We start from the raw sequence: 23728 nt of genomic DNA, 5'->3' as shown, positions 1-23728 counted from the left end.
GAGACCGGCCCGTCCGAGAGGACGTTCCGAGTCGTCTCGCCCGATCGGACTGTCGGTCAGGGCCGGAAGAGCTGGTGGGTCGGGGCGTCCGGGTGGGGCCGCATCAGGAGCAGGTCCTCGCCCCAGGCGTCCAGCACCGCCGCGTGGCCGGCGGCCCGGGCCGCCGCCTCGACCCGGGCGAAGAGCCGCTGCTGCGGCGCCACTTCGCCGGTTGCGGTGATCCGGGCGACGGTGTCCAGCAGTGCGGCGCTGTCCCAGCCGGGCAGCGGGAAGCGGTCCAGCTCCCAGGCCAGGTACTTGTTGTAGGGGCGCGGTCGGCGGTCCAGGGCGAAGAGCAGGTCGAGCAGGAACCCGACACCGGCGGCCGCGTCGAGGTGGCCGGCGAGCGGGTTGCCGTCGCGGTGGTTCTTGACCGAGCGGTAGAGCGAGTTGGCGTAGGCGTCCAGCAGGGCGGCGCCGGACCGGAAGGCCTCCTCGGCGCCGAGCCGCCCCATCGCGGCGACGATCCGCACGATCTCCCCGTCGCGGCGGTCGACCAGCACCCGGGAACGGGCGATGGCGTACCGCTCCCAGTCGGCGGGCCGGCGGAACCGTTCGAGGGTGGTGACGACCAGGTCGAGCCGCGCGGAGCGGTAGCCGTCGAGCGCGGCCAGCTCGCTCGCCGCGTCGTCGGCGAGGATGACGTAGAGGTCGTGGTCGGAGTGACGGGTGGTCATGCCGTCGTGGGCCCGGGAGCCCTTGAGGACGAGCCCGACGACGGCCGGGTCGGCCGTCGCATCGGCGACGAACGCCGCGAAGTCCGGCGTCACGCCAGGTCCTTGCGCATCAGCGTGCACATCGTCCCGTACCGCTGGAGCGAGCCGTCCTCGGCCTCCACGTCCCAGGAGTCGAGCTTTCGGCCGTGGGCCCGGTAGCCCCGGCGTTCGTAGAGGGCGCGGGCGCGCGGGTTGCTCTCCTCGACGCCGAGTTCGGCGCGGGTCAGGCCCCGGGCGCCGATCCGCTGCTCGGCGGAGCGGATCAGCAGTGTGCCGATCCCGCAGGACCGCAGGGCCGGGTGGACGCCGAGCTGCCAGAGCGTGCCGGCACCGGGCTCGACGGTGTAGTCGATGCCGCCGACCGCCACCGGGAGCCCGACCGGTGTGCACACCGCCAGGTAGTCGATCTCGCCCGCCTCGGCGCGGCGGATCTGGTGGACGAGCTCGCGCACGTGCTTGGGGGAGCCGGCCCAGCCGCAGGACGGCAGGTCCGCGTCGGTGAGGCCGCGCACCGTCAGGTGCAGCCTGATCCCGGTCATCGCCGCGTCCCTTCGACTCCCTCAGTGGCCGTCTCCCATTTCAGCAAGCCGGTCCCCGTGCCGTCCAAGGGGTTTCGGAGCGGCCGCGGCGCCGGCCGGAAGGGTTCGGGGACCGGCCGGCCGGGCAGTGGCCCGCCCGGACAGCGGGCCGCCCCCGGTACCCGAAGGCACCGGGGGCGGCCCGACCGCCGTCGTACGGCGGATCGCAGGCGTCCGTCACACCGCTGAGCGGTGGGGGGCCGTGCGGTGGCGGGCCCGGAGGAACAGCAGGCCGCCGAGGCTCAGCAGCCCGGCTCCGCCCAGGCCCGCGCTCATGACGGAGGCCGCTGGAGCGCCGGTGTCGGGCAGCCCGCCGGATCCGCCGTCACTCTGCGGCGGCGCCGGGTGGTGGCCCGGGCGGCTCGGGCAGCCGTGGCTCCCGCCGCCCTTGTGCTCGTGGCCCTTCGGCGGGCAGGGGGCGACGGCGATGCAGAGCTCGGCCGGCGGGCTCTGCACGGTCCCTCCCTCCGGGTCGCGGCCGGTGGCGTGGGCGGTGTTGGTGATGCTGCCCGCCCGTGCGTCCTCCTCGGTCACGGTGTAGGTGCCGTGGCACAGGGTGCTCTCCCACGGGGCGAGGGTGGTCTGCTCGCAGATCACCCCCTGGACGCGGTCGTCGCTGACGGTGACGTCGGTGAGCGTGGTCGACCCGGTGTTGGTCACCGCGTACAGGTAGGTGATGGTGTCACCCGGGTGTACGGTCCCGTCGGCGTCGGAGTGCTTGGTGATGGACAGTGAGGACTCTCCGGCGGTGACCACCTGGACGGTGGCCCGGGCCGGTGGGCTCTGGACGTTCTGTCCCTGCGGGTCGGTGCCGTTGGCGTGGGCGGTGTTGGTGACGTGCCCGGCCTGGGCGTCGGCCGCCGTCACGGTGTAGCTGCCGTGGCAGGTGGTGCTCTCGCCGGCGTCCAGGCCGGTCCGGTCGCAGGTCACCGCCTGGACGTGGTCGTCGCTGACGGTCAGGTTGTTCAGCGTGGTGTTCCCGGTGTTGGTGACCGTGTAGGTGTACGGCACGGTGTCGCCGACGTGGAACGGTCCGGCGCTGTCGGCCTGCTTCCGCAGGTCGAGCCTGGCGACGCCGACGACCTGCAGCGTGACCTGGGCGATGGGACTCACCACCGTCTGCCCCTGCGGGCCGGTGGCCTCCGCCTGGGCGGTGTTGGTGACGTGGCCGAGTTGCAGGTCGGCCTCGGTCACGGTGTAGGTGCCGTGGCAGGGGGTGCTCGCTCCGGCGTTCAGGGTCGTCCGGTCGCAGGTCACCTGCGGGGCGTGGTCGTCGACGACGACGAGGTTGTTCAGCGTGGTCGTCCCGGTGTTGGTGACCGTGTAGGTGTAGTGCACGGTGTCCCCGACGTGGACGGGGCCGGCGGTGTCCGCCTGCTTGGTCAGACCGATCGAGGACGGGCCGACCACCGTGACGGTGGCATCGGCCTCCGGTGAGGTGACCGGCTGGCTGTTCGACGTCCCGGTGGCGTGGGCGTGGTTGGTGACCTGCCCGGCCTGCGCGTCGGTGGCCGTCACGACGTAGCTGCCGTGGCACTGGGTGCTGTCCCCGGGGCTGCCGGCCGGAGCCAGGGTGGTGGAGTCGCAGGTGATCCCCGTGACCTTGTCGTCCGTCAGCGCGAGGTTGGTCACCTGGCTCCCGCCGGTGTTGGTGACCACGTAGGTGTACGGGACGGTGTCGCCGACGTGGAAGGGCTCGGCGGCGTCGACGTGCTTGACGAGGGTGATCCCCGGTGGCGCGACCACCGGCACGTTCTCCGAGGCCGGTGGCGAGGTGACCGGTCCCCCGTCGGTGGTCCCGGTGGCCTGGGCCGTGTTGGCGACGTGGCCCTGGGCGGCGTCGGCGGCGGTGACCAGGTACGTCGCCGTACAGGTCACGGTGTCACGGGGGGCCAGGGTGCTCACCGGGCAGTTGACCGGTCCGACCTTCGGGTCGTTGACGGCGAGGTTGGTGATCGGCACGTTCCCGGAGTTGGTGACCACGAAGTCGTACGGGATGGGGGTGCCCACCGTGATCAGCCCGGGCAGCGGCTCGTGCGCCTGCTTGACCAGGTTCAGTTCGGGCAGCGGCTGGTCGGTGTTGATCACGACGTTGCGGATCAGGTGCACGTCGGTGAACAGGCCGGTGGACCCGGCGAAGCCGAACTTGTAGGTCGAGGGCACCGGCTGGGGTGCGGGGGTCTGCAGCACCTGGTGCGAGCCGGTGCCGTCGTTGAAGTCGACGGAGACCGTGAGCACCGGGGAGGGCGCCGGGGTCAGGTGCACGTTGACCCGGCGGCGCGAGGGCTCCAGCAGGGTCTGCGCCTGGTCCGGGGTGACTCCGGGCGGCAGGGCGGTGAGCGGGCCCTGGAGCGTACCGGGCAGGGTGGAGGGCCAGGGGCCGTTGGTGGTGAAGTTGCTGGTCGTCGCGGTCAGGAAGCAGTAGCCGGTGGTGCCGTCGCCGGGGCCGCGGACGGTGACCATGTTGGCGCCGGGCGCGGGGATGCGGAAGCTCGTACCGGCGGGGGAGCGCTGGGCGCAGCCGTTGCCGCGCTGCTCCCAGTCGCCGAAGTAGTTGCCGAGCACGTCGAGACCGACGCCCAGGTAGCCGCGGTCGACGCCGGGAAGGAAGGTGAGGTTCGGGTTGTCGTCGGGCAGCTTCTGCGCGTAGCCGAGGCTGCCGCCGAAGGCGCCCGGGTGGGTGAGCGAGACGTCCCCGTTCACGAGGAAGAAGGAGATGCCGTCGGCCGGGGTGTTCGGCGTGGTGCTGCCGTACTGCCACTGGTCGAAGGTCACGTCCAGGCCGTTGCCGGCCGGCAGGGCCTGGTCGAAGAGCACCGCGCCGCTCTGGTCGTTGCCGGCGTCGGTGATCCGCAGGTAGCCGAGCGGTGCGGAGTTCAGCGGCGGCACCGGGCCGGTCTCGGCGGTGGGGCAGCCGCCGAGCGGGTGGTCGCCCGGCCCGGGCGTCGCGGGGGCCGCGCCGGTGAGGCAGGCGGAGCCGACGGCGATGAAGCGCGAGTCGGCGGTGGCGCCGGTGAAGGTCTCCTGGAGCAGGGGCGTGCCGACGGCCCGGACCCGCTCCGGCAGCGGCGCGGCACGGTGGTGGGCGGGGGCGACGGCCTGGGCGAGCGGGGCGGTGAGGCCGGCGCCGAGCAGACCGAGGGTGGCCGCGGCGCTGATGAGGCGGGCCGTTCGGGCGCGAAGCCGTGACGGTCCGCAGGATTGTCTCGTCATGGCGTTACTATGCGCGGTCGCTACGGTCCGTTATCGCCGAGTACTGTCAGTGGACCTATCGAATCGCTCGGACGAGCGAGGGGTCATGGGAGTGTCGGCGACGGGTGGACTGTCGAGGGGATTGCCGGAGGTGTGGAAGGGGCCTTCGGAATCATTCCGATCATCCTTGCCCGGCGGTGCGGTAGGGTGGCCGACGCCGAGTATGACCGTGACTCAGGGAGGTGAGACCCATTACCGGAATGTCCGAGCGGGTGCTCCCGGAGCGCGGCCGCGTCGGCGCCCCGCGCGCATAGCGCGGCCGGCGCGCCGACGCAGTGTCGGCCCTCGCGGGAGCCCTGACGGAGTCGTCAGTCCTCCCGTCCTCCCCCAAAGGGGTTCTCTTGCCGGTTTTCTCCTCCGCCTCCCTCCGTTCCTCCGTGGTCTCCCGGCTGCGCGCCGCCGGTTGCGTGTTCGCCGAGGACGAGGCGCGGATCCTGCTCTCCGCCGCCGCCTCGCCCGCCGACCTGGCCGCCATGGTCCGCTCCCGCGCCGACGGGCGGCCGCTCGAACACGTCGTCGGCTGGGCCGAGTTCGCCGGGCTGCGGATCGCCGTCGACCCGGGCGTCTTCGTCCCGCGCCGCCGCAGCGAGTTCCTGGTCTCCGCCGCCACCGCGTTGACCGCCCCGGGCACGGTGGTGCTCGACCTGTGCTGCGGCAGCGGCGCGCTGGGCGCCGCGGTGGCGGCCGCCACCGCGCACCCGGTCGAGCTGTACGCGGCCGACATCGATCCGGGCGCGGTCCGCTGCGCCCGCCGCAACCTGGCCGGCGCCGCGGCGGGGGTCTTCGAGGGCGACCTGTTCGCCGCCGTGCCCTCGGAACTGGCCGGCCGGGTGGACGTGCTGATCGCCAACGTCCCCTACGTCCCGACCGGCGACCTCGGCCTGCTGCCGCCCGAGGCGCGGCTGCACGAGGCCCGGCCCGCGCTGGACGGCGGGGCGGACGGACTGGACGTGCTGCGGCGGGTGGTCGCCGAGGCGCCGCGGTGGCTGGCGCCCGGCGGGTCGCTGCTGTTCGAGACCAGCGAGCGGCAGGCGCCGACGGCCCTCGCGGTGACCCGGACGGCCGGGCTGGCGGCGGCGGAGAGCCGGGAGGAGGACCTGGACGCCACGGTGGTCACCGCGACACTGCGCTGAACCGCCCGGCTGCCGAGGGGAGTTCTCCCGCGGCCCTGAGCCGGGGCCCGGCCCGGCCGCCGTTCCCCCGTGACGGCGGCCGGGCCGGAGCCGGTCAGATGCGGGTGCCGTACACGTGGTCGACCGGGATGGTGAGGAGCACCCGGCGGTCGGAGACCATCGCCTGGCGGTACTCCGCCCAGTCCGGGTGCTCCCCGGCGGCGCGGCGGTAGTAGTCCACCAGCGCCTCGACCTCCGGCCCCTCGGGGTCGGTGCCCGGCCCGGTCAGGGCGGCCACGCCCTCGGCGGTGACCCAGGAGCGGCCGTCCGGCCCGGTCACCTCCAGACTGGCCCGCGGGTCCCGGCGCAGGTTGGCCGTCTTGGCCAGCCCGTCCCGGGTGGAGATCAGGATGGCGTTCGCGTCCCGGTCGTAGAACGGCATGACGGGGGAGAGCTGCGGGCGGCCGTCCGCCTTGATGGTGGCGAGGACGCCGAGGCGGCTCTGCGCGAGCAGGGCGTACGGGTCGAAAGCAGTGGCGGTCATGGCAGCATCATCGACCTCCACACCGGTGTGAGGGCAAGGTCCGCCACGCGTGTTGGGCAAGGTCCGGCACGCGTGTTGGGCGAGGTCCGCCGGGTGGGCGGGGTGCGGTGCGCCGGGCGTGCTGGGCGGGGCCCGCCGGGCAGGTGGGGCGGGAGGCGGCGCATGATGGCACGGACCGGCGGGCCGGTGCGGAAGGTTCGGGAATCGGCCGTGATGTCCGGCGTGAGCCGCTATGGTCGGTCGCGAAAACGGTGACGGTCCGTCAGTGGATGCGCACCGTCCGAGTCGAGGGGACACCGCACGATGGCACGCGAACGCAAGCCGGTGGAACTGCTGGAGTTCTCCGACGACCTCCACACCGACGACGTCACCCCGCTGCAGGCCTTCCTGGCCGCCCGCATGCGCGAGCTGGTCCGGGCCCAACCCGAGGGCACCGGCGCCCGGTTCGCCGCCGAGCGGCTGGCGGAGATCACCGCCGCCGACTGCGTCTTCCTCTCGGACGTCCTGGTGGCCTGGGAGGAGGTGGTCCTGGAGGGCCGCAACGACGAGCCCGGCTGGACGCAGCGGATGCGCCAGGACGCCATGATCTGGTGGGAGCGACTGTGCGAGACGGCCGACCGGTTCCGCGACCACCCCGACCACCGCTCCCGCTGGCGGCCGCTGCACTTCATGAACCTCGCCCACGCGGAGATCATGGCCGGCCTGACCGACCGGGCGGGCGGCGTGTACGGGGACGGCGCACACCCGTGATCCCGGACGGCCGGGGGCCGTGGCCGCAGGGCCGGCCTGTCGGTGGCGGCTGGTACCGTCCCCGGCATGAGCAATCGTGTGCCCTTCACGGGTGGGGAGAAGGAAAGCCTCCATGCGGCGCTGGACCGGCACCGCGATGTGGTGCTGTGGAAGCTGGAGGGGCTGGACGACGAGCAGCTGCGCCGCCCGATGACGCCCTCCGGGACCAATCTGCTGGGGCTGGTGAAGCACCTCGGCGGGGCCGAACTCGGCTGGTTCCGGGAGACGTTCGGCCGGGAGAGCGGACCGCTGCCGTTCGACATCGACGCCGACGACTCCTCCGACATGCGGGTGGAGCCGCACGAGTCGACGGCGGACGTCCTGGCCTTCTACGCCCGGGCCCGGGCCGGCGCCGACGAGGCGATCCGGGAGCTGGCACTGGACGACCTCGGCACCTCCTGGTCGGGGAACTCCGTCTCGCTGCGCTGGGTGCTGATCCACATGACCACGGAGACGGCCCGGCACACCGGGCACATGGACATCCTGCGCGAGCTGATCGACGGGGGGACGGGCGACCACGACCGGAGCTGACCCCGGACTCCGCCCGGCCCGTCCCGGCGCGGTCCGCTGCTCGCGCTCAGGCCGTCCGCCGGACGTCCGCCTCGGTGGTGCGCCAGTTGCTGAACGCGGCGCGCAGGGCGGGCCGCCCCGCGTAGCGGGTGGGGGTGAGGAAGGCCTCGCCGGCCAGCCCGTCGGCGAGTGCGGCCAGCCGTTCCGGGGTCGGGTCGGCCGTCAGCGAGAAGCAGACGACGTTCAGCCGCACCGGGGCGAGCAGTTCCAGGCCCTCGATCCGGGCCACCTCCGCGCCGAGCGCCCGGGCACCGGCGATGCAGCGCTCCACGATCTCCCGGTGCCCGGAGCGGCCGTACGCCCTCAGGGTGAACCAGGCGGCGAGGGCGCGCAGCCGGTGGGAGTTCTCCGGCGTGAGGTGGACCAGGTCCGGGTGCTCGCTCAGCGGACCGAGGTAGGCGGCGGCGTTCTGGAAGACCCGGGCCTGGAGGTCCGGGCGGCGGGTGAACTGCACGGCGCTGTCGTAGGGCACGTTGAGCCACTTGTGCAGGTCGACGCAGACCGAGTCGGCGAGGTCCAGTCCCGCCACCAGCTCCGCGTGCTCCGGCGACAGCGCGGCGAAGGCGCCGAACGCGGCGTCCACGTGCAGCCAGAACCCGTACCGCTCGCGCAGCGCGGCGATCGCGCGCAGGTCGTCGAAGTCGACGGTGTTGACCGTCCCGGCGTTGGCCACCACGACGCACGGCCCCTGAGCCCCGGTCAGCGCCCGCTCCAGCGCGGCCACGTCCACCGCCTCCCGGCCCGGCAGGACAGGCACCGTCCGCAGCGCCGTCCGGCCCAGGCCCAGCACCGACAGCGCCTTGGCGACGCTGGAGTGCGCACTGCCCGACAGCACCCGGACCGGGCCCAGCGCGCCGACCCCGTCCTCGGCGACGTCCACGCCGAGCCGCTCGCCCAGCCACTCGCGGGCGATCGCCAGCCCCACCGTGTTCGACATCGTCGCGCCGCTCACGAAGGTGCCGCGGTGCGCCGCCGAGAGCCCGAACAGCTCGCGCAGCCACCCGACCGTCTCCCGCTCCAGCTGCTGACCGGCCGGATCCAGCGAGGAGTTGGAGTTCTGGTCCACGGCCGAGGTCAGCCAGTCGCCCGCGAGCGCCGCCGGCGTCGCCCCGCCCGTCACGAACCCGAAGTAGCGCGGCCCGGCACTCGCCGACAGCCGCGGCTCCCAGCGCTCGGCGAACTCCGCCAGGGCGGCCCGCACTCCGCCGCCCTCCTCGGCGAGCGGCGCGCCGGCGTTCTTCGCGCCGGCGGTCTCGGCGCCGCCCTGTTGCACGCAGGCCTCCTGCGCGCCGGACCGTCCGATCGCGGGCCGTTCGTCGAGGGTCTCCAGGAAGGCGAGCGCACGCTGCCGGGTCTCCTCCAGGAGCTCCGGCAACCGGCCGAGATCGGCGGCGAGTTCGGGGTGCATGACGATTCTCCGTTGATCGGCTGGGCGGTGCGCCCGAGGCTAACGGCGGGGTGCGGACGGCGTCCCGGTCCAATCCGGGACGGGTGGCCTGAAACACACGGGGAGGTGGGGGAATTCGCGCGGTTCGGCTCAAAATCACTCCGGCAGTGCATTTTCGGCCGGTCCCTTGACCTCTCCCGATCCGGCGGACGATGATCACCGTGCACCGCGAGCGAGTGAACGTTCCAATGTCGGGCGGATTTTCGATCCGAGACTTCAGGGAGGTGCGGGGCTGTGCGTTCCACCACCGCTCCCGTGGCGGCCCCCGTGGCGCCGGGGCGCTTCCCACTGCTCGGCCACCTGCCGCAGCTGGCCGTCCAGCGGGTGGAGTTCCTGCAGTCGGTCAGGGCCCGGGGTGACATCGTCAGGATATTCCTCGGGAATCGTCCGGTGTTCGTCCTGAACTCACCGGAGGCCGTCCACGACGTTCTCCTGAAGCAGAGCAGGAAGTTCGGCAAAGGACTGCTGTTCGACGTCGCGCGGCCATTCATCGGGAACGGCATCATCACCTCCGATCGGGATTTCCACCTCCGCCAACGGCGCGCGCTCCAGCCGGCCTTCCACCGGGACAGCATCGCCGCGAGCGTCGGCACGATGACCGACATCGCCGAGGAGCAGGTGTCGTCCTGGCGCCCGGGCCAGGTGATCGCCATGGACCTGGTGCTGCGCCGGATGATGACGGTCATGCTCGTGTCGACCCTGTTCAGCACCGAACGCCCGGACGGCGCCGCGGCCGTGGCCGAGCTCGGGGAACGCGTCGCCGAGCAGTTGACCACGGTGATGCGCGGGGTCTTCGTGGGCACCGTCCTGCCCGCTCCGATCGCGTCCTCACGCCTGCTGGGGCACCGCAGGTACCTGGCCGCGGCGGCGGCACTGCGCGAACTCGCGGACACCGCCGTCCGGCAGGCCCGCCAGGACCCGGCCGCCGGCGGCGACCTGCTCTCGATCATGTTCGCCGGAACCCCGGGCAACCCGCAGGGAATGACCGACGTGGAGGCCCGCGACGAGCTGCTGTCCCTGCTCATGGCCGGCGCCGAGACCACGTCCACCACCCTGGCCTGGGCGCTCCACGAGATCGGACGGCGCCCGGAGCTCACCGAGCGGATCAGGGCCGAGTGTGACGCCCTGCCCGCCGGCGCCCTGCCCGGCGCCGCGACGCTCCCGTTCACCGAGCGGTTCCTCCGCGAGGTGCTCCGGCTGCACCAGCCCAGCTGGCTGCTGATGCGGCGTGCCCTGGAACCGGTCCGGGTCCGCGGGGTCGACCTCCCGCAGGGGGCCGAGCTGATCTACAGCGCGCTGACGATGCACCGGGACCCGGCCCACTACCCGGACCCGCTGCGGTTCCACCCGGACCGGTGGCTCGACCGCCCCGAGAAGGACCTGCCACCGGGCGCCTACGTCCCCTTCGCCCTCGGCAACCGGAAGTGCATCGGGGACCACTTCGCGATGACCGAGATGCTGGTCGTCCTGCGCTCGATCGTCTCCCGGTGGCGGCCGCGCCCGGTCGAGGGGCACCGGGTCCGGCCGGTGGTCCACGCCCTGATCCGGCCCAACGCGCTGCCCATGCGCGTCTCACCCTGGCCGGCCGACTGAACCGGCCCCGTCCCGTACGGCCGTGACCCGGCCCCGTCCCCGGAGGTGCGCCACACCATGACAACCACGGCAGAGATCCTCTCCCCGGACCCGGAGGCCCCGGCCCTCGACCAGCTCCCCTTCCCCCGCCGGATCAGCCCGGACTTCCGGGCCGCCCACGACCGCCACCTCGCCTGGCCGCGCTCCTTCGGCTTCCTGTCCACGGAAGCGGAGCGGGCCCACCACCTCAAGGGCCAGTTCCCGCTGATCGCGGCCATGTTCTATCCGAACGCGACCGGGAGCGAACTGGACATCGGCGTCGACCAGCAGAGCTGGTACTTCCTGTTCGACGACGCGCTCGACGAACAGTGGGGCGGCTCGCCCGAGCGGGTCCGCCACCTCGTCGGACTCGTCCAGGAGGGCGTCACCGGCCAGGCCTCCCCGCTGCCGCCGGCCGCCGCCTTCGCCGACATGCGACGACGCAGCTGCCACGGCATGCCCGAGGACTGGATCCGGCGCTCGGCGGCCCACTGGTCCTCCTACCTCGACCACCACGTCGACGAGGCGCGCAGCCGGCAGTCCGGTGCGCCCATGCCGCTGAGCACCTACCTGCGGGTCCGGCGCCACACCATCGGGGTGGCACCGGTCATCGACCTCGCCGAGCGGCTGTCCTCCTGCGTCCTGCCCGACCACCTGTACGCGCTGCCGCACCTGTCCGTCATGCGCGAGATGACGAAGACCTTCATCATCTGCGACAACGACATCGTCTCCCTGGAGAAGGACGCGGCCCTGGGGGAGCAGAACAACCTGGTGCTCTGCCTGGAACGGGACCACGGGCTCTCCCGGCCGCAGGCGGTCGACCGGGCGCTGCGCCGCCGCGCCGAAGCCCTGGAGCTGTTCACCGGCGCCCACCGGGCCCTGCTCGGCAGCACGGCGACGGGCCACCTCGACCCGGCCGAACGCGACCTGCTGCAGCGCTACTGCACCGAGGCGCTGCAGACCACCATCCGCGGCGCGTACGACTGGCACCACGCCTCCACCCGGTACCACGGGTAGGCCGCCGCCTCCCGCCTCCCGCCTCCCGCCTCCCGCTTCCCGCCTCCCGTCGTACGACCGCGCCCCCGGACCGATCCAGCTGAGGAGCCCGCACCATGCCCGACCACCGCTCGGCGTCCTTCGTCGCCTCCGAACGGGACCGGACCTGCCCGTTCGACCCGTCGCCGGACCTCCGCCGGATGCGCGAGGCGGACGGCCTGCCGCGGCTGCGCGTGACCCACCCGGTGCGCGGCGAGATCGACGCCGTCGTCATCACCGGGTACGGCGACGTCCGGGCCGCCTTCGCGGACGAGCGCCTGGTGACCGGCAACGGCATCGACCCGTCGCTGCCGCGCACCCTGTTCAACCACCCGGGCTTCCTGCCCGCCTACAGCGGCGAGGAGCACAGCCGTCTGCGCCGGATGCTCACCGGCAGCTTCACCGTCCACCGGGTCGAGCGGCTGCGGCCCGCGATAGAGACGATCGTCTCCGAGCACCTCGACGCGATGGCGGAGCAGGGCCCGGTCGTCGACCTGGTCGAGGCCTTCGCCCTGCCCATCCCCTCGCTGGCGATCTGCGAACTGCTCGACGTCCCGTACGGGACCAGGGCGATGTTCCAGCGCTGCTCCCGGGTGATCATGGACGGAACCGCCGACGCCGGTCAACTGATCGCCGCCTCTGCCGAGTTGAACGCGGCCATGGCGGACATCGTGGCCCGCAACCGGGCCACCCCCGGGGACGGCGTGCTGGGCGCGGTGGTGCGGCAGCACGGCGCGGAGCTCACCGACGAGGAGCTCATCGGCTTCGGCACCACCCTCCTGGTCGGCGGACACGAGACCACCGCGACCCAGCTCGCCCTGAGCGTGCTGGCGCTGCTCCGCCACCCGGAGCAGCTCGCCGTCCTCCGTGACGACCCCGGGGCGACCGGCCCGGCGGTGGAGGAACTGCTGCGCCATCTCGCCATCCCCGCACCGCTCCTGCGCACCGCCGTGGCCGGCGTCGAGGTCAACGGCCACCGGATCGCCGAGGGCGAGCACGTCCTGCTCTCCCCGCTGACCGCGAACCGCGACCCCGAACTCGTCCCCGAGCGACCGGACGACCTCGACCTGCGCCGCCGTCCGGTCGCCCAGCTGTCCTTCGGCTTCGGCGCCCACCAGTGCCTCGGCCAGCAACTGGCCCGGCTGGAACTGAAGGTGGCCCTGCCGGCCCTGCTGCGGCGCTTCCCGACCCTGCGGCTCGCCGTTCCCGAGGCCGAGCTCCGCTTCCGCGAGGGGTCGACGGTCTACGGCGTCGAGGCGCTCCCGGTCACCTGGTGACCGGCCTGCCGGGTCTGCCGGGCCGGCGTCCGCGCCCGGTGCTGGGGGCTCAGCGGGAGGCCGCGCGGGGGAGTTCGGTGCGGGGGAGTTCCGCGCGGCGGACGGCGGGGGAGGCGAGGGCGAGGGCGGCGCCGAGGCAGGAGAGGGCCCCGCAGCCGACGAAGACCGGGGCGGTGCCCCAGGCGCCGATGGCGGCGCCGACCACCGGGTAGCTGAGCGGGGCGAGGCCGACCAGGGTGAGCATCACGGCGGAGGTGATCCGGCCCAGGTAGGCGGGGTCGGCGGTGGTCTGGATCAGGGTGCCGTTCAGGCTGCCGAAGACGCCCGCGCCCAGGCCGGTCAGGGTGGCCAGGACGGCGGCGGTCCACAGCTGCGGCACCAGCGCCATGGCCGCCGCGCCGGTGCTGCCCGCCAGCAGGGTGACGGCCATGGTCAGACCGGCCCGGGGAATCCGCCCGACGACGGCGAGCAGCGCGGCACTCGCGGCGGCCCCGGCGCCGAAGCAGCCGACGATCCAGCCGTAGCCGGACGGACCCCAGCCGCGCTCGGCGTTGAGGAGGACCAGGCCGACGTTGAGGGTGCCGGTGAGGCCGAGTTCGCAGACGGCCCCGACGGCGACCAGCGGTCCGATCAGCGGGTGGCGGCGGATGTAGCGCAGTCCGTCGAGGAGTTCGGCGCGCGCGGTGCCGGGCCGGGGCAGGGCGCCGGCGCCGGACGGGGCGTCACCCGGAGGGGCTTCGAGCGGACTGATCCGCACGGAGAGCAGGAGCGGCAGGGAGAGCGCGAAGAGCAGCCCGGCGACGGCGAAGGCGGCGGCCGGTCCGCCCAGGCCCATGGCCAGGCCGCCGAGCGGCGGTCCGGCGATCTGGCCGAGGCGCACCGCAAGTGAGCGCAGGCCGGTGACCCGGGCCAGCTGGTCGGGGCTGGTGATCCGGGGCGGGAGGGCGCCGACGGCGGGGACGAACAGGGCGTCCACGGCGCCGAAGACGAGCGCCACCGCGACCAGCAGCCAGAGCGCGGGCGTGGTCAGCGCGATGGCGGCGGCCACCGAGAGGATGAGCAGACAGCGCACGGCGTCGCTGCCCAGCACCACCCGGCGCGGGTCGAGCCGGTCGGCCAGGACGCCGCCGCCGAGCATGAGCAAGGCGCGCGGGGCGGCGCCGGCGGCCATGACCAGGCCGACCTCGGTGGGGCCGGCGGACCGCTGGGCGGACCAGCCGAGGGCGGCGAAGTAGACGCTGTCGCCGATCAGCGAGGCGGTGTAGGCGGTGAGCCAGCGCAGCACGTTGCCGTCGCGGTGGGCGGGCGGCGCGGCGGCCCGGCGGGAGAGGGGCGGTTCCGTGAGGACCATGGGGGACTCCGGAGGTCGGGACACGGCGGCGCCGGCGGCCGGGGACCGGCCTGCGCCGGTGCTCGGGGCCGGCCTGTGCCGGCGTCAGGGGCGGAAGGGGAACCCGTACAGGTGGACGGACACGTGCTCGCGGCCCGCGGTGTCCCCGGCGGCCTTGGCGGCGTTGCCGCGCTCCCGCCAGCGTCGGGCGAGGGCTTGCAACTCCTCGCCCAGCTCAGCGAGTTCGGCGGGCTTGAGGTCGAGCAGCCACTCGGAGCTGAAAGCCGCGTCGGTCCACTCCCCGCCCCAGGCGGCGGTCTGGTCGAGGTAGGCGCGGTACTGGGCGACCCGGGAGTCGACCAGGCCCCTGGTCACGGTGCTGACGGCTGCCGCGCCCTCGGGCGTGCCGGCGAGGTCGGACGCGCGGAAGCCCCAGCCCTCCTCGGAGGCGACCTGCCACCACCGCTCCCGCCCGTCGCTGCTCCGGCCGCTCGCCGCGGTGACGAAGCCCTGCTCGGCGAGCTTGCGCAGGTGGTAGCTGACCAGCGACGGAGCCTGGTCGACCTGCTCGGCGAGCTGCGAGGCGGTCGCGCTCCCGGCGGCGAAGAGCAGGCGGTAGAGCTGCATCCGCAGCGGGTTGGTGAACGCCTTCAGGCGGGACAGGTCGGTGATCCGGTCGGGCCGGGGCTTCTCGGGCATGCGTCGACGATAGATCTGAAGGAAAAATTGCGCAATAAAAATTTCAGATCTTCATGTCGGATCGTCAGGACGCCTGCGGCCGGACACGCTTGCCGGCCACAGGACTCGCTGCGTGGCTACCGACTGGCCCAGGGCTACGCCAGGCGCGCCGCGGCCAGGGAGAGGGCGCGGTCGAGCGCCGCCTCGGCGTCGCAGGGGACGTCGGGCTGGACGCCGATGCCCTCCCAGTTGGTGCCCGAGACCGGGTTGACCGCGCGGGCGAAGGGCACGCTCAGCTCCAGGTGCGGGTGCACCGTCCAGCCCTCGCGCGGGTGGGCGCCGCCGCGGGTGACCTCCCCGACGACCTCGGCGCGCCCGAGCTGCTGCAGGTCGTAGGCGAGCTCCTCGCCCCCGGAGAAGGTGTCCGCGCTCGTCAGTACGTAGATCGGCTTGCTGCCGCCGAAGCGGGTGCCGGGGACGAAGGGGGGCGTCCAGGACTGTGCGCCCACCTCGTCCTTCCGCGAGAACATGGTGTTCAGGTGGGTGCGGCCGTCGAGCAGGTAGGCGCAGACGAAGGCGACCGTGTTCGGGTCGCCACCGGTGTTGCGGCGCAGGTCCAGGATGAGGGCGCGGGCGGGGGCCACCAGGGAGAGCGCCGCGGTCAGCGGCGGTGCCGCCCAGTCCAGCGGGAACAGCTTGGGTCCGATCTCCAGGACCGCGACGCCGTGGTCGAGGAGTTCCACGCGGGGAACGCCGTTCAGGAAGGTGTCGAACTCCCTGCGCACCATGGCGAGTACCGCCGCACCCGGCTCCGGCGGCACCGGCACGGCGTGGTACTTGAGGCCCAGGTGCAGGTCGCCGTTGACGGACCGCAGGTCCGCGGTGACCGCTTCGGACAACTCCTGGGCGGATTCGGTCCGGTAGGCGCCCTCGGCGCTCCTTCGCCTCAGCAGGTCCGCCAGTTGCCGGGCGACGTCGGGGAAGACGTAGTTCTCGCAGACCAGGTCGGCTATCGACTCGACGACGGTGAAGGTGTCCAGGGCGGACGGCGATGTGGTGGAGGTCATGGAGAGGCAGTAGACCAGCGACTTGCCAAAGCGTCAAACGTACTTAACGCTTGATCAGGTGAGTCACCGACCGGACGAGACCGTCCAGCGGATCAGTGCGCCGCTGCAGCACGCCGCGCTCGCCCACCCCCTGCGCCAACGCCTGCTCTTCGCCCTGAGCAGCCGTCCGTCGACGATCAGCCGGCTCGCCGCGCAGCTCGGGGTGAACAAGGGCAGCGTCTCGCACCACCTCAGGGTGCTGGGCGAGGCGGGGCTGGTCCAGGACGCGGGAACGCGACGGGTGCGCGGCGGCACCGAGAAGTACTACCGGCGGACCGCCGATCGCTTCTTCGTCGCCGAACCGCAGGCAGAGGGTACGGCCGCGCTGTTCGGCGCCGTCGCCCAGGAGTTGGACCGCTCGCCCGTCGACCACCTCCTGGCACTGCGCCACCTCCGGCTCAGCCCGGCCAAGGCGGCGCGGCTCGTCGAGGCGCTGGCCGGACTGGTCGACGAGACGGAGGAGGACGCGGAGGGCGAGCCGGTGTACGGCCTCCTGGTGACGCTCTACCAGCAGGTCGGGGCGTAGGGGCGGCCTGCTCCGCCAGGAGGGTCGAGGGGGCCGGGGGCGGTCAGCGCAGGGTGACCTCGCGGGGGCCGTTGAACGGGGCCAGGGACAGGACCGTCTTCGGGGTGCGCAGGGCGTCGTGCTCGGCGAAGAGGCGGCGGACGGCGTGGACGTCGACCGGACCGACGGTCAGATGGGCCACCTCGTCGTACGGGGCGTGGGGCGTGTTGGTGGAGTCGGTGCCCCAGGTGTCCCAGAGCAGCGTCTCGACCTTGTTCAGGGCCGCGAGGTCGAGCCGGGTGGAGTGGGCGACGAACCACGCGCCGTTGAGCGGGCCCTCCTCGGGCGGGTGGACGCCGAAGGAACCGGCGGCCGCCCGGTCGGAGCGGATCGTGCGCCAGGCCCGGCCGGCGACCAGGAAGCGGTCGCGCGGGACGTCCATCGGGTCGAAGTCCACCCGCCAGGCGGCGGCGACCTTCGGGTCGGCCAGCTGCGGGTCGGCGAGCAGCCAGCCCCGCCGGTCGTCCCAGTACTCGGTGGCCACGTGGTCGCAGTGGAAGCCGTCCGGGCCGAGGTAGCCGGCGAAACCGCAGCGCAACCGGGCCGGGATGCCGACGTGGCGCAGGAAGGAGCAGTGCAGCAGCGCCAGGTCCCGGCAGACGCCGACGAAGCGGTCGGCGGGCGCCCGGGGATGGCTGAGCGGGGCCGGGTCGCGGTCGGTGATCAGGTGCAGGATGTCGTCGAGGTAGCGGGTCTCGGCGTCGTGGTGGAGCCGGTTCGCCGGGATGGGGTGGTGGAACAGCCAGCCTTCGAGGCGATGGATGATCAGGTTCCGGGCGATCCGGGCGAGTCGGCGGGGGTCCTTGGGGAGATCGGCGTAGCGGGGGAGGTGGGCGCCGGGGTCGGAGAAGACGCTCTGTCCGAGGTAGAACGCGGGGAAGTCGGCGGAGGGCACGGGGAGCTCCCATGGGGCTTCGGCCGCATGATCGATGGCTGGGCCGCTGGTGCTCACCGTGGCAAATTTCGGGGGCGATTGTCCAGAAGAGCCCGATGGGCAGGGGTGGTTCGGCAGATCGGAGTCGTTCCGCGGGTGGGGGTCGTCCGGTGGGAGGGCGTGGTCGGGTCGATCGGGACGCTTCGGCGGGTCGGGCGGTTCAGTCGGGCGGGCGGTTGGCAGGTCAGGCGGGTCGGGCGGGTCAGGCGGGCGGTTGGCGGACCGGAGTGGGGACGGCGCCGCCGTCGAGGTACTCGACCCGGACGCCGGGCAGGGTGCGGGACCACGCCCTGGCGAGCGGGGCGAGCCGGGCGGCGGAGAGCGGCGCGGGGCCGAGGCCGATCGGGAGGTGGGCGCGGCCGTCGGCCGTCCGGTACGGGTGGGGCCAGGCGTGCAGCCGGGTGGCCCCCGCGTCCTCCAGGGCGGCCAGCAGGGCGCGGATGCGGCCCCGGACGAGGCCGAGTGACCCCTCGTCGGTGCCGATCACGGCCCAGGCGGCGTGCCGGCGGTGCAGCGGGGGAGCGGCGAGCAGGGCGGGCCACGGGTTTCCGGCGGCCGCCCCGGTCTGATCGGCGGCTTCCTCGGCGTCGATGGCTTCCCCTGCCTCGGCGGCTTCCCCGGTCTCGGCGGCTTCCCCGGTCTCGGCGGCCTCGGCGGCCTCGGTGGCCAGTTCCCAGGCGCGGTAGAGCTCCTCGGTGAGCAGATCGCGGGTGTCGGCGCCGACCTGGGTGGTGCAGCTGCGGACCGGGGCGGAGGGGGTGAGGACGGTGAGCGGGCCCGGGGAGGCCGGCAGCGGGTCGCCGGTGAGGGCGACGGGCTGGCGCCAGTCCCAGCCCGCCCAGGTCCCGGTGAAGCGCCGGAAGAGCTCCTCCTCGGGACTGCCGGTGGCCTCCAGGACCGTCCGGGCGGCCAGCACCGACCAGGCGAGCGAGGGGAGTTGGCCGAACGGCGCGGAGTCCAGGCCGCGCGCCCGGGCCCAGGCCTTGACCTGGCGGGCCAGCCGGACGAAGCGGCCGTGCCGGTCGCCGAGCGCCGTCAGGATCGCCTCGGCGTCCGTGACCGCGCTCAGCGCGACGGCCTCGGCCTCGCCCAGCTCCGCACGGCGCTCGACGGCCCGGGCCGGGTCGAGATCGCCGGTGAAGACCACCACGAGGTCCACCGCCAGGCCGTCGGCGGTCAGCCGCAGCCCCGGCACCCGGGCGCCGCGCACCTCGCGCAGCCCGCGGGTCCCCGGCAGCGCGGCCGCCACCCGGGCGCGGACGGCGGGCAGATCGGCGGGGCCGGGCAGCGCCGCCACCAGGTCCAGGTCGGCCCCGTCCAGCTGGCAGCCGAGCCGCCGGGAGCCGACGGTGTGCACCACGCCCTCGGGCAGGGCCGCCGCGATGCGCCGGGCCAACGCCCGGGCGGTGGAGGTGCGTTGAGGCGGCTCCGGGGACGGCGAGGCGATCGGCTGCTCGGGCACCGGCCGCACCTCGCCCGTCCCCAGCGAGACCACCGCGCGCGGCCGCATCGGCTCGGCGCCCCGGCGGGAGAGCACCACCAGCTCGCCGACCCGGGCGGAGGCCCCGGGGAGCCGGGCCGCGCAGTCGGCGGCCACCGGCTGGGGGTCGTCGCTGCGCCCGAGGGTCAGGTGCGGGGTGAAGCCCTCCGCCCGGCCGCGGCACCGCGGGAAGCGCCGCTCCAGCGCGTGCCGCAGTGCCGCCCAGGGCGCGGGGGAGCCGGCGGCCGGGTCCAGCCAGACGGTGGCGTCCTCGCGGTGCCCGAAGGCGTGCACGCCCTCCAGTCGCGCGGTGAACGGTGCCGTCTCGGCGGCGGCCGCACCGAGCAGCGGCAGGGCGCGGTCGAACTCGGACTCCGGGACGAAGCCGAACAGCAGGTTGACGTGCGGGGGCCAGCGGCGCAGCTGCGGGTCGTAGGCCTCGCGCAGGCGCTGGATCGGCGGCCACAGCTCCTCGGGCGGCAGCCAGGCGACGGCGGTGCGGGCGGTGGGTGCGGCGTCGAGGACGTCCGGCGGGCCGTCGTCCGGGTCCTCGCCGTCGAGCGCGAGGTCCACGGCCACGCCGTAGTGGTCGGAGGGGAGGAGCCCGTCCCCGGCCGGACGGTCGCCGAGCAGGACGGCCGCGGTGGCGCGGGTGCCGTCGGCGCGGTGCAGGACGCGGTCCAGGCGGCCCGGGCGGCCGGTCAGCGAGGAGACCGCGGCGAGCGGGTTGGCCGTCGGGTCGAAGGTGGGGGTGTCGTCGGCCGGTCCGTGCACCTGGGTCCAGGCGTCCAGCAGGCCGAGCGCGGCGGCGGGGCCGGCCGGGCCGGAGCGGCCGTCGTTGAAGTCCCCGAGCAGCAGCAGTTCGCCCTCGACGCCGGCCAATCCCTCGGCCAGTCGGGAGAGTTCGGCCTGGCGGCGGGCGGCGCCGTCCGGCGAGTGGTCGCTGCTGAGGTGGACGGCGGCGATGGTCAGCGGCGTGCCGCCGGTCCGTACCGAGAGGGCGGCGACGGCCTTGTGCGGGCCCAGCGCGTGCAGCCCGGCCGTGGCCACCGGCAGCCGGCTGAGCAGCAGCAGGCCGTGGTCGTCGACGTCGGGCCCGAGCGGGTCGGCGCCCAGGGTGTACCCGGCGCGGATCCAGGGGGCGGCCAGCAGCAGGGCGACCAGGGCGGGCTCGACCTCCTGGAGGGCGATGACGTCGGCGTCGGCGGCCTCCAGGGCGGCGAGCAGCAGGGGGCGGCGGCGGGCGGTGGCGATCCGGTCGGCGTCGTAGCGGTCCCACAGGGTGTTCCAGGTGACCACGCGCAGGCCGGTGGCCGCCGGGACGTCCGTGGCCGCCGGGACGCCGGTGGCCACCCGGGTGCCCGGGCCGGCCTCGGTGGGCCGCCAGCCGCCGCCCGGATGCCAGGCGTGCGGGACGGTCGCGGTGAAGAAGGGCGAGGGCAGCAGGGGCGGGTCGGTGCGGTGCCCGGCCTCGGTGGAGTCGAGCAGGTCCACGCCCGAGGCGCGGTCCCAGACCCGTACGCCGTCGGCCTCGACCCAGTGCACCCGGTGCCAGGGGATCTCGCCCGAGGCGGCGAAGGCCTCCAGTGGGACGCGCTTCGTGCGGTTGTCGCGCTGGCGCACGCCCAGCGTGAACCGGGCCGGGTCGAAGCGGGCGTCCCAGCGGATGCGCTGGCAGACCTGTTCGATGGGGCGCATCACTCCTCCTCCTCGTCGAGGGTGCCCGCCGTGTCCTCCACGATGCCACCGGGGCCCACGTACCAGGTGCGGTGCGCCTGGCCGGGGTAGGGCGGTCCGAAGCGGTGCAGCTGCGCGGTGAGCACCGCTTCGGGCACCGGGTGCGGGCGGACGGCGTTGCGGCGCACCAGCTCGTCCTCGCCGACCGCCAGGACCACCTGGGTGATCAGGGCGTCGCGGCGCTGGGCGACGGCGTGGACGTGGGAGCGCTGCTGGCGGTTGAGCGAGGTGGCGTCCCAGACCGCGGTGGCCGCCTCGCCGTCGCCCGGGGCGCACAGGGCGGCGTCCAGCCGGGCCAGCCCCTCGCGCAGCACCTCGGCGTTGTCGCGCTGGTCGGCGCGCGAGCCCCGGGCGGCGCGCAGGTCGTCCAGCGAGATCCGGGCGGTCACGCCGGTGAGCCCGGCGGCGAAGCTGCTCTTGCCGCTGCCGGAGGGGCCGCACAGGTGGACCAGCCGGGGGAAGCGGCCGTCGCGCCAGCGCCAGGTGGCCGCCACGGCCTCCTCGGCGGTGGCGATCCGGCCGAGGGCGTACGCCTCGCGGGCCTGGGCCCAGCAGCGGTCGGCGGCGTCGCGGTCCAGACCGGCCAGCGCCTCGCGCAGCCCGGCCCGCAACCGGGCGAGCGGCGCCCCGTCGAGCAGCCCGGCGTCCTCGGCGTGCAGCGCGGACCAGGCGACCTGCTCGCGCTCCGCCCGTCCGGGGGCGGCGGTCGCGGCGACGGCGTGCAGCACCCCGAGGTCGGCGGCGGCCGAGAGCCGGACCAGCCCGGCGCGGCGCTCCCCGTCCGGGTACGGCTGGTGGAGGGCCGGGTGCAGCCCGACCAGGTCGGCGACCCGCCGGGCCAGCGGCAGGCCGAGCGGCCCGGCGAGCCGCGGCGCCAGCGACTGCCGGCGGGCGGTGCGCAGCGCGGTGGCGAGAACACCGGCCAGCCGGGCGTCCCCGCCCCGGCCCAGTTCGTCCAGTCGGGCCGAAACATCGGCCAACTCCTCGGGCGGGCAGGTGAGTTCGGGAAGGTCCAGGGCGGCCGCGAGGGCGGTCGGTTCGGGCAGCGCGCCGGAGCGCACGGCCCAGAGCGCGGCACCCGGGCCGAGCCCGTTCTCCACCACGGCGGCGTGCATCCAGTGGGTGTCGGTGCGCACGTGCCGCGGGCGGACCCACTTGGCGACCCGCTCGCCGAACTCGGCCCGGGAGAAGCCCCGGACCGTCCGCACCACGTACCCCTCCTGCCGGTCGAGGTCCAACCGCAGGGCGCGCAGGGCGCGTTCGTCGTAGCAGCCGCGCCACAGCACCCGTGGGGTGGGGACGCCGAGGCGGCGCAGGAGGCGGACGGTGTCGTCCCAGTCCAGGCAGTGGTCCTGGCCGTCGTCCCCGCCGTCGTCGTGGCCGTCGTCGTGGCGGTTGGGTTCGCCGCCCGTCCAGACCGAGAAGCCGTAGAACCAGCTCTCCAGGTCGGTGTACGGGATCGAATGCCGGGCGAACAGGTTCTCGCCGCAGATCCGCCAGCCCTCCGGGATGCGCGGGGCGATCCGGCCCTGGAGGCCCTTCACCCAGGCGCGGGAGGGGTGGTGGGCGGAGTCCAGCGAGCGGGCGTGCAGGCCGTCGCGGTAGAGCGTGGTGTTCTCGCCGTCGAGCTTCTCGGTGACGACGACCTCGGCGCCGGCCAGCGCGGACAGGTCCCCGGTCCGTACGTCGTCCGCCGCGGCGCCCGGTGACCAGGGCAGATGCGGCGTCCGGGGGTAGTGCACACGCATGTCCTGCTCCCTGGGCGTTCTTGATCCGGCCGACACTGTAGGAGCCGCCGCCGAGCCCGGGCCACCGATTAAACGGCGGGCCCCGGGTGCCGAAGGACCTGGCCGACACGCGGGCAGGAACGTCCCTGCACCACCGGACCGCGCCCCCGGGGTCCAATGACGCGACCCGACACAACGTCAACAGGGGAGGCTGACCGGTGGAGACGAGGACGAAGGACGAGGACCCGGTCCGGGTGCTGGACGTGACGGGCGCCGACTACCGCCGGGCGTTCGAACTGTTCCTCGCCGGAACGGACGAGAAGCCGATCACCCACGACCGGCTGGGCGAGATCGTGGCCACCCTGCCGCACCGCCGGGTCCTGCTCGACCTCGGCGCGGGCGACGGCCGCACCACCGCCTACCTGAGCCGCTCCTTCGACCGCACGATCGCGGTGGAACCCAGCGCCGCGATGCGCGAGAAGCTCTCCGTGGCCTGCCCCGACGCCCTGGTCCTCCCGGATCCGCTCGACCGGGCCGACCCGCCCGAGCGGGCCGACCTCGTCCACCTCTCCCACGTGCTCTACTACGTGCCCGAGGCGGACTGGCTCCGTACCCTCAACCGCGCCCTGGACTGGACGGCCCCCGGCGGCACCCTCCTGGTCGTGCTGCAGAACCCGGAGAGCCCCTGCATGCGGATGGCCGCGCACTTCACCGGTGCCCGCTACGACCTCCGCCCGCTCGCCGACCGCCTGCGCGAGCTCCACCCCGAGCACGGCTACGCCCTCGAAACCCTCGACCTCCACTACCGCGCGCCCGACCTCACCGTGGCCGTGGACGTCGCCGAGTTCATGGTCAACGTCGCCGACCTGGCCACCCTCGACCCCCGCCCCTCCCGCACGGCCCTGGCCGCCTACGTCCAGGACCACTTCGCCCTCCCCGCCGGGGGCTTCGCCATCGGCCACACCCAGGACATGCTCATCATCCGCCGCGCCGCCCGGTCCTGAGCCGAGCCTCCGAGGGCGCTCCGAGGGCGCGGGCCGCCTGGCCGTGACCAGAACTCGATTGCGTCACAGAGAGGTTGGCGCCCCACGGAGCGGGCAGAGCCGATCCAGGCAGCACGCGACCGAGGGGGACGGTGTCCGATGCCTTCAGCCATGCCGCGCGGTTCGGACGGACCGGGCGCGTCCCGGACCGGCGTTCC

19 protein-coding genes are annotated in these 23728 nt (G+C 74.5%); 8 read left to right on the top strand and 11 right to left on the bottom strand.

Annotated elements, in window-relative coordinates:
* Positions 1–56 precede the first annotated feature (56 nt).
* From ACFVHV_RS12190 to ACFVHV_RS12180, 3 genes are all read right to left on the bottom strand, one after another.
* Entirely contained in the window at positions 57–809 is a 753-nt protein-coding gene (locus tag ACFVHV_RS12190; protein WP_380350957.1) for a hypothetical protein, read from the bottom strand.
* Entirely contained in the window at positions 806–1294 is a 489-nt protein-coding gene (locus tag ACFVHV_RS12185) for a GNAT family N-acetyltransferase (protein WP_380350955.1), read from the bottom strand. Before ACFVHV_RS12185 ends, ACFVHV_RS12190 begins: the two co-directional genes overlap by 4 nt.
* A gap of 216 nt (positions 1295–1510) precedes the next feature.
* On the bottom strand, positions 1511–4546 hold the full coding sequence (locus ACFVHV_RS12180) for a hypothetical protein (protein WP_380350953.1): 3036 nt from the start codon (positions 4544–4546) through the stop codon (positions 1511–1513).
* A 380-nt stretch (positions 4547–4926) separates the two neighbouring features.
* Between ACFVHV_RS12180 and ACFVHV_RS12175 the strand changes: the two genes are divergently transcribed.
* The gene (locus ACFVHV_RS12175) at positions 4927–5718 is read left to right on the top strand and encodes a putative protein N(5)-glutamine methyltransferase (protein ID WP_380350951.1); all 792 of its coding nucleotides are present in this window, start codon (positions 4927–4929) and stop codon (positions 5716–5718) included.
* A 94-nt stretch (positions 5719–5812) separates the two neighbouring features.
* On the opposite strand, the gene ACFVHV_RS12170 is transcribed toward ACFVHV_RS12175, so the two are convergent.
* Positions 5813–6241 (bottom strand): PPOX class F420-dependent oxidoreductase, encoded by a 429-nt coding sequence (locus tag ACFVHV_RS12170; RefSeq protein ID WP_359897173.1) that lies wholly within the window; start codon positions 6239–6241, stop codon positions 5813–5815.
* A 303-nt stretch (positions 6242–6544) separates the two neighbouring features.
* Between ACFVHV_RS12170 and ACFVHV_RS12165 the strand changes: the two genes are divergently transcribed.
* Both ACFVHV_RS12165 and ACFVHV_RS12160 read left to right on the top strand, forming a co-directional pair.
* Complete coding sequence (locus ACFVHV_RS12165) at positions 6545–6991, top strand: hypothetical protein (RefSeq protein ID WP_359897175.1); 447 nt, start codon at positions 6545–6547, stop codon at positions 6989–6991.
* A 66-nt stretch (positions 6992–7057) separates the two neighbouring features.
* A complete protein-coding gene (locus ACFVHV_RS12160; protein WP_359897177.1) occupies positions 7058–7561 on the top strand; it encodes a DinB family protein in 504 nt (167 codons plus the stop codon).
* Between the two features lie 46 nt (positions 7562–7607).
* Here ACFVHV_RS12160 and ACFVHV_RS12155 read toward each other — a convergent pair whose 3' ends face one another.
* Entirely contained in the window at positions 7608–9008 is a 1401-nt protein-coding gene (locus tag ACFVHV_RS12155; RefSeq protein ID WP_380350949.1) for a pyridoxal phosphate-dependent decarboxylase family protein, read from the bottom strand.
* A gap of 273 nt (positions 9009–9281) precedes the next feature.
* On the opposite strand from ACFVHV_RS12155, the gene ACFVHV_RS12150 reads away from it, so the two are divergent.
* The 3 genes from ACFVHV_RS12150 to ACFVHV_RS12140 all read left to right on the top strand — a co-directional run bounded on the left by ACFVHV_RS12150 (position 9282) and on the right by ACFVHV_RS12140 (position 12970).
* Positions 9282–10640 carry a cytochrome P450 gene (locus ACFVHV_RS12150; protein WP_380350947.1) on the top strand — a complete coding sequence of 453 codons (1359 nt, stop codon included), beginning with the start codon at positions 9282–9284 and terminating at the stop codon, positions 10638–10640.
* A 57-nt stretch (positions 10641–10697) separates the two neighbouring features.
* The gene (locus ACFVHV_RS12145) at positions 10698–11675 is read left to right on the top strand and encodes a pentalenene synthase (protein ID WP_380350945.1); all 978 of its coding nucleotides are present in this window, start codon (positions 10698–10700) and stop codon (positions 11673–11675) included.
* Positions 11676–11770: 95 nt separating this feature from the next.
* Entirely contained in the window at positions 11771–12970 is a 1200-nt protein-coding gene (locus ACFVHV_RS12140) for a cytochrome P450 (protein ID WP_380350943.1), read from the top strand.
* Between the two features lie 49 nt (positions 12971–13019).
* Here ACFVHV_RS12140 and ACFVHV_RS12135 read toward each other — a convergent pair whose 3' ends face one another.
* From ACFVHV_RS12135 to ACFVHV_RS12125, 3 genes are all read right to left on the bottom strand, one after another.
* Complete coding sequence (locus ACFVHV_RS12135) at positions 13020–14321, bottom strand: MFS transporter (RefSeq protein WP_380350942.1); 1302 nt, start codon at positions 14319–14321, stop codon at positions 13020–13022.
* Positions 14322–14405: 84 nt separating this feature from the next.
* The gene (locus ACFVHV_RS12130) at positions 14406–14999 is read right to left on the bottom strand and encodes a helix-turn-helix domain-containing protein (RefSeq protein WP_049652954.1); all 594 of its coding nucleotides are present in this window, start codon (positions 14997–14999) and stop codon (positions 14406–14408) included.
* A gap of 134 nt (positions 15000–15133) precedes the next feature.
* Positions 15134–16045 carry a S41 family peptidase gene (locus ACFVHV_RS12125; protein WP_359897188.1) on the bottom strand — a complete coding sequence of 304 codons (912 nt, stop codon included), beginning with the start codon at positions 16043–16045 and terminating at the stop codon, positions 15134–15136.
* Between the two features lie 58 nt (positions 16046–16103).
* On the opposite strand from ACFVHV_RS12125, the gene ACFVHV_RS12120 reads away from it, so the two are divergent.
* Positions 16104–16610, top strand: a complete 507-nt coding sequence (locus ACFVHV_RS12120; protein ID WP_359897190.1) for a winged helix-turn-helix domain-containing protein — start codon at positions 16104–16106, stop codon at positions 16608–16610.
* Between the two features lie 43 nt (positions 16611–16653).
* Here ACFVHV_RS12120 and ACFVHV_RS12115 read toward each other — a convergent pair whose 3' ends face one another.
* The 3 genes from ACFVHV_RS12115 to ACFVHV_RS12105 form a co-directional block, all read right to left on the bottom strand.
* Positions 16654–17544, bottom strand: coding sequence for a transglutaminase domain-containing protein (locus ACFVHV_RS12115; RefSeq protein WP_359897191.1), 891 nt, complete (start codon positions 17542–17544; stop codon positions 16654–16656).
* Between the two features lie 241 nt (positions 17545–17785).
* The gene (locus tag ACFVHV_RS12110) at positions 17786–20761 is read right to left on the bottom strand and encodes an RNA repair domain-containing protein (RefSeq protein WP_380350939.1); all 2976 of its coding nucleotides are present in this window, start codon (positions 20759–20761) and stop codon (positions 17786–17788) included.
* Positions 20761–22548 (bottom strand): RNA ligase family protein, encoded by a 1788-nt coding sequence (locus ACFVHV_RS12105; RefSeq protein ID WP_380350937.1) that lies wholly within the window; start codon positions 22546–22548, stop codon positions 20761–20763. Before ACFVHV_RS12105 ends, ACFVHV_RS12110 begins: the two co-directional genes overlap by 1 nt.
* 197 nt (positions 22549–22745) lie before the next feature.
* Between ACFVHV_RS12105 and ACFVHV_RS12100 the strand changes: the two genes are divergently transcribed.
* Positions 22746–23531, top strand: a complete 786-nt coding sequence (locus ACFVHV_RS12100; RefSeq protein WP_380350936.1) for a class I SAM-dependent methyltransferase — start codon at positions 22746–22748, stop codon at positions 23529–23531.
* Positions 23532–23728 lie beyond the last annotated feature (197 nt).

The organism is Kitasatospora sp. NPDC127116 (assembly GCF_042677365.1).
Taxonomy (GTDB): Bacteria; Actinomycetota; Actinomycetes; order Streptomycetales; family Streptomycetaceae; genus Kitasatospora; species Kitasatospora lactacystinica.
Note: the sequence above shows the minus strand (reverse complement) of the source record. Positions and strands in the feature narration are given on the sequence as shown.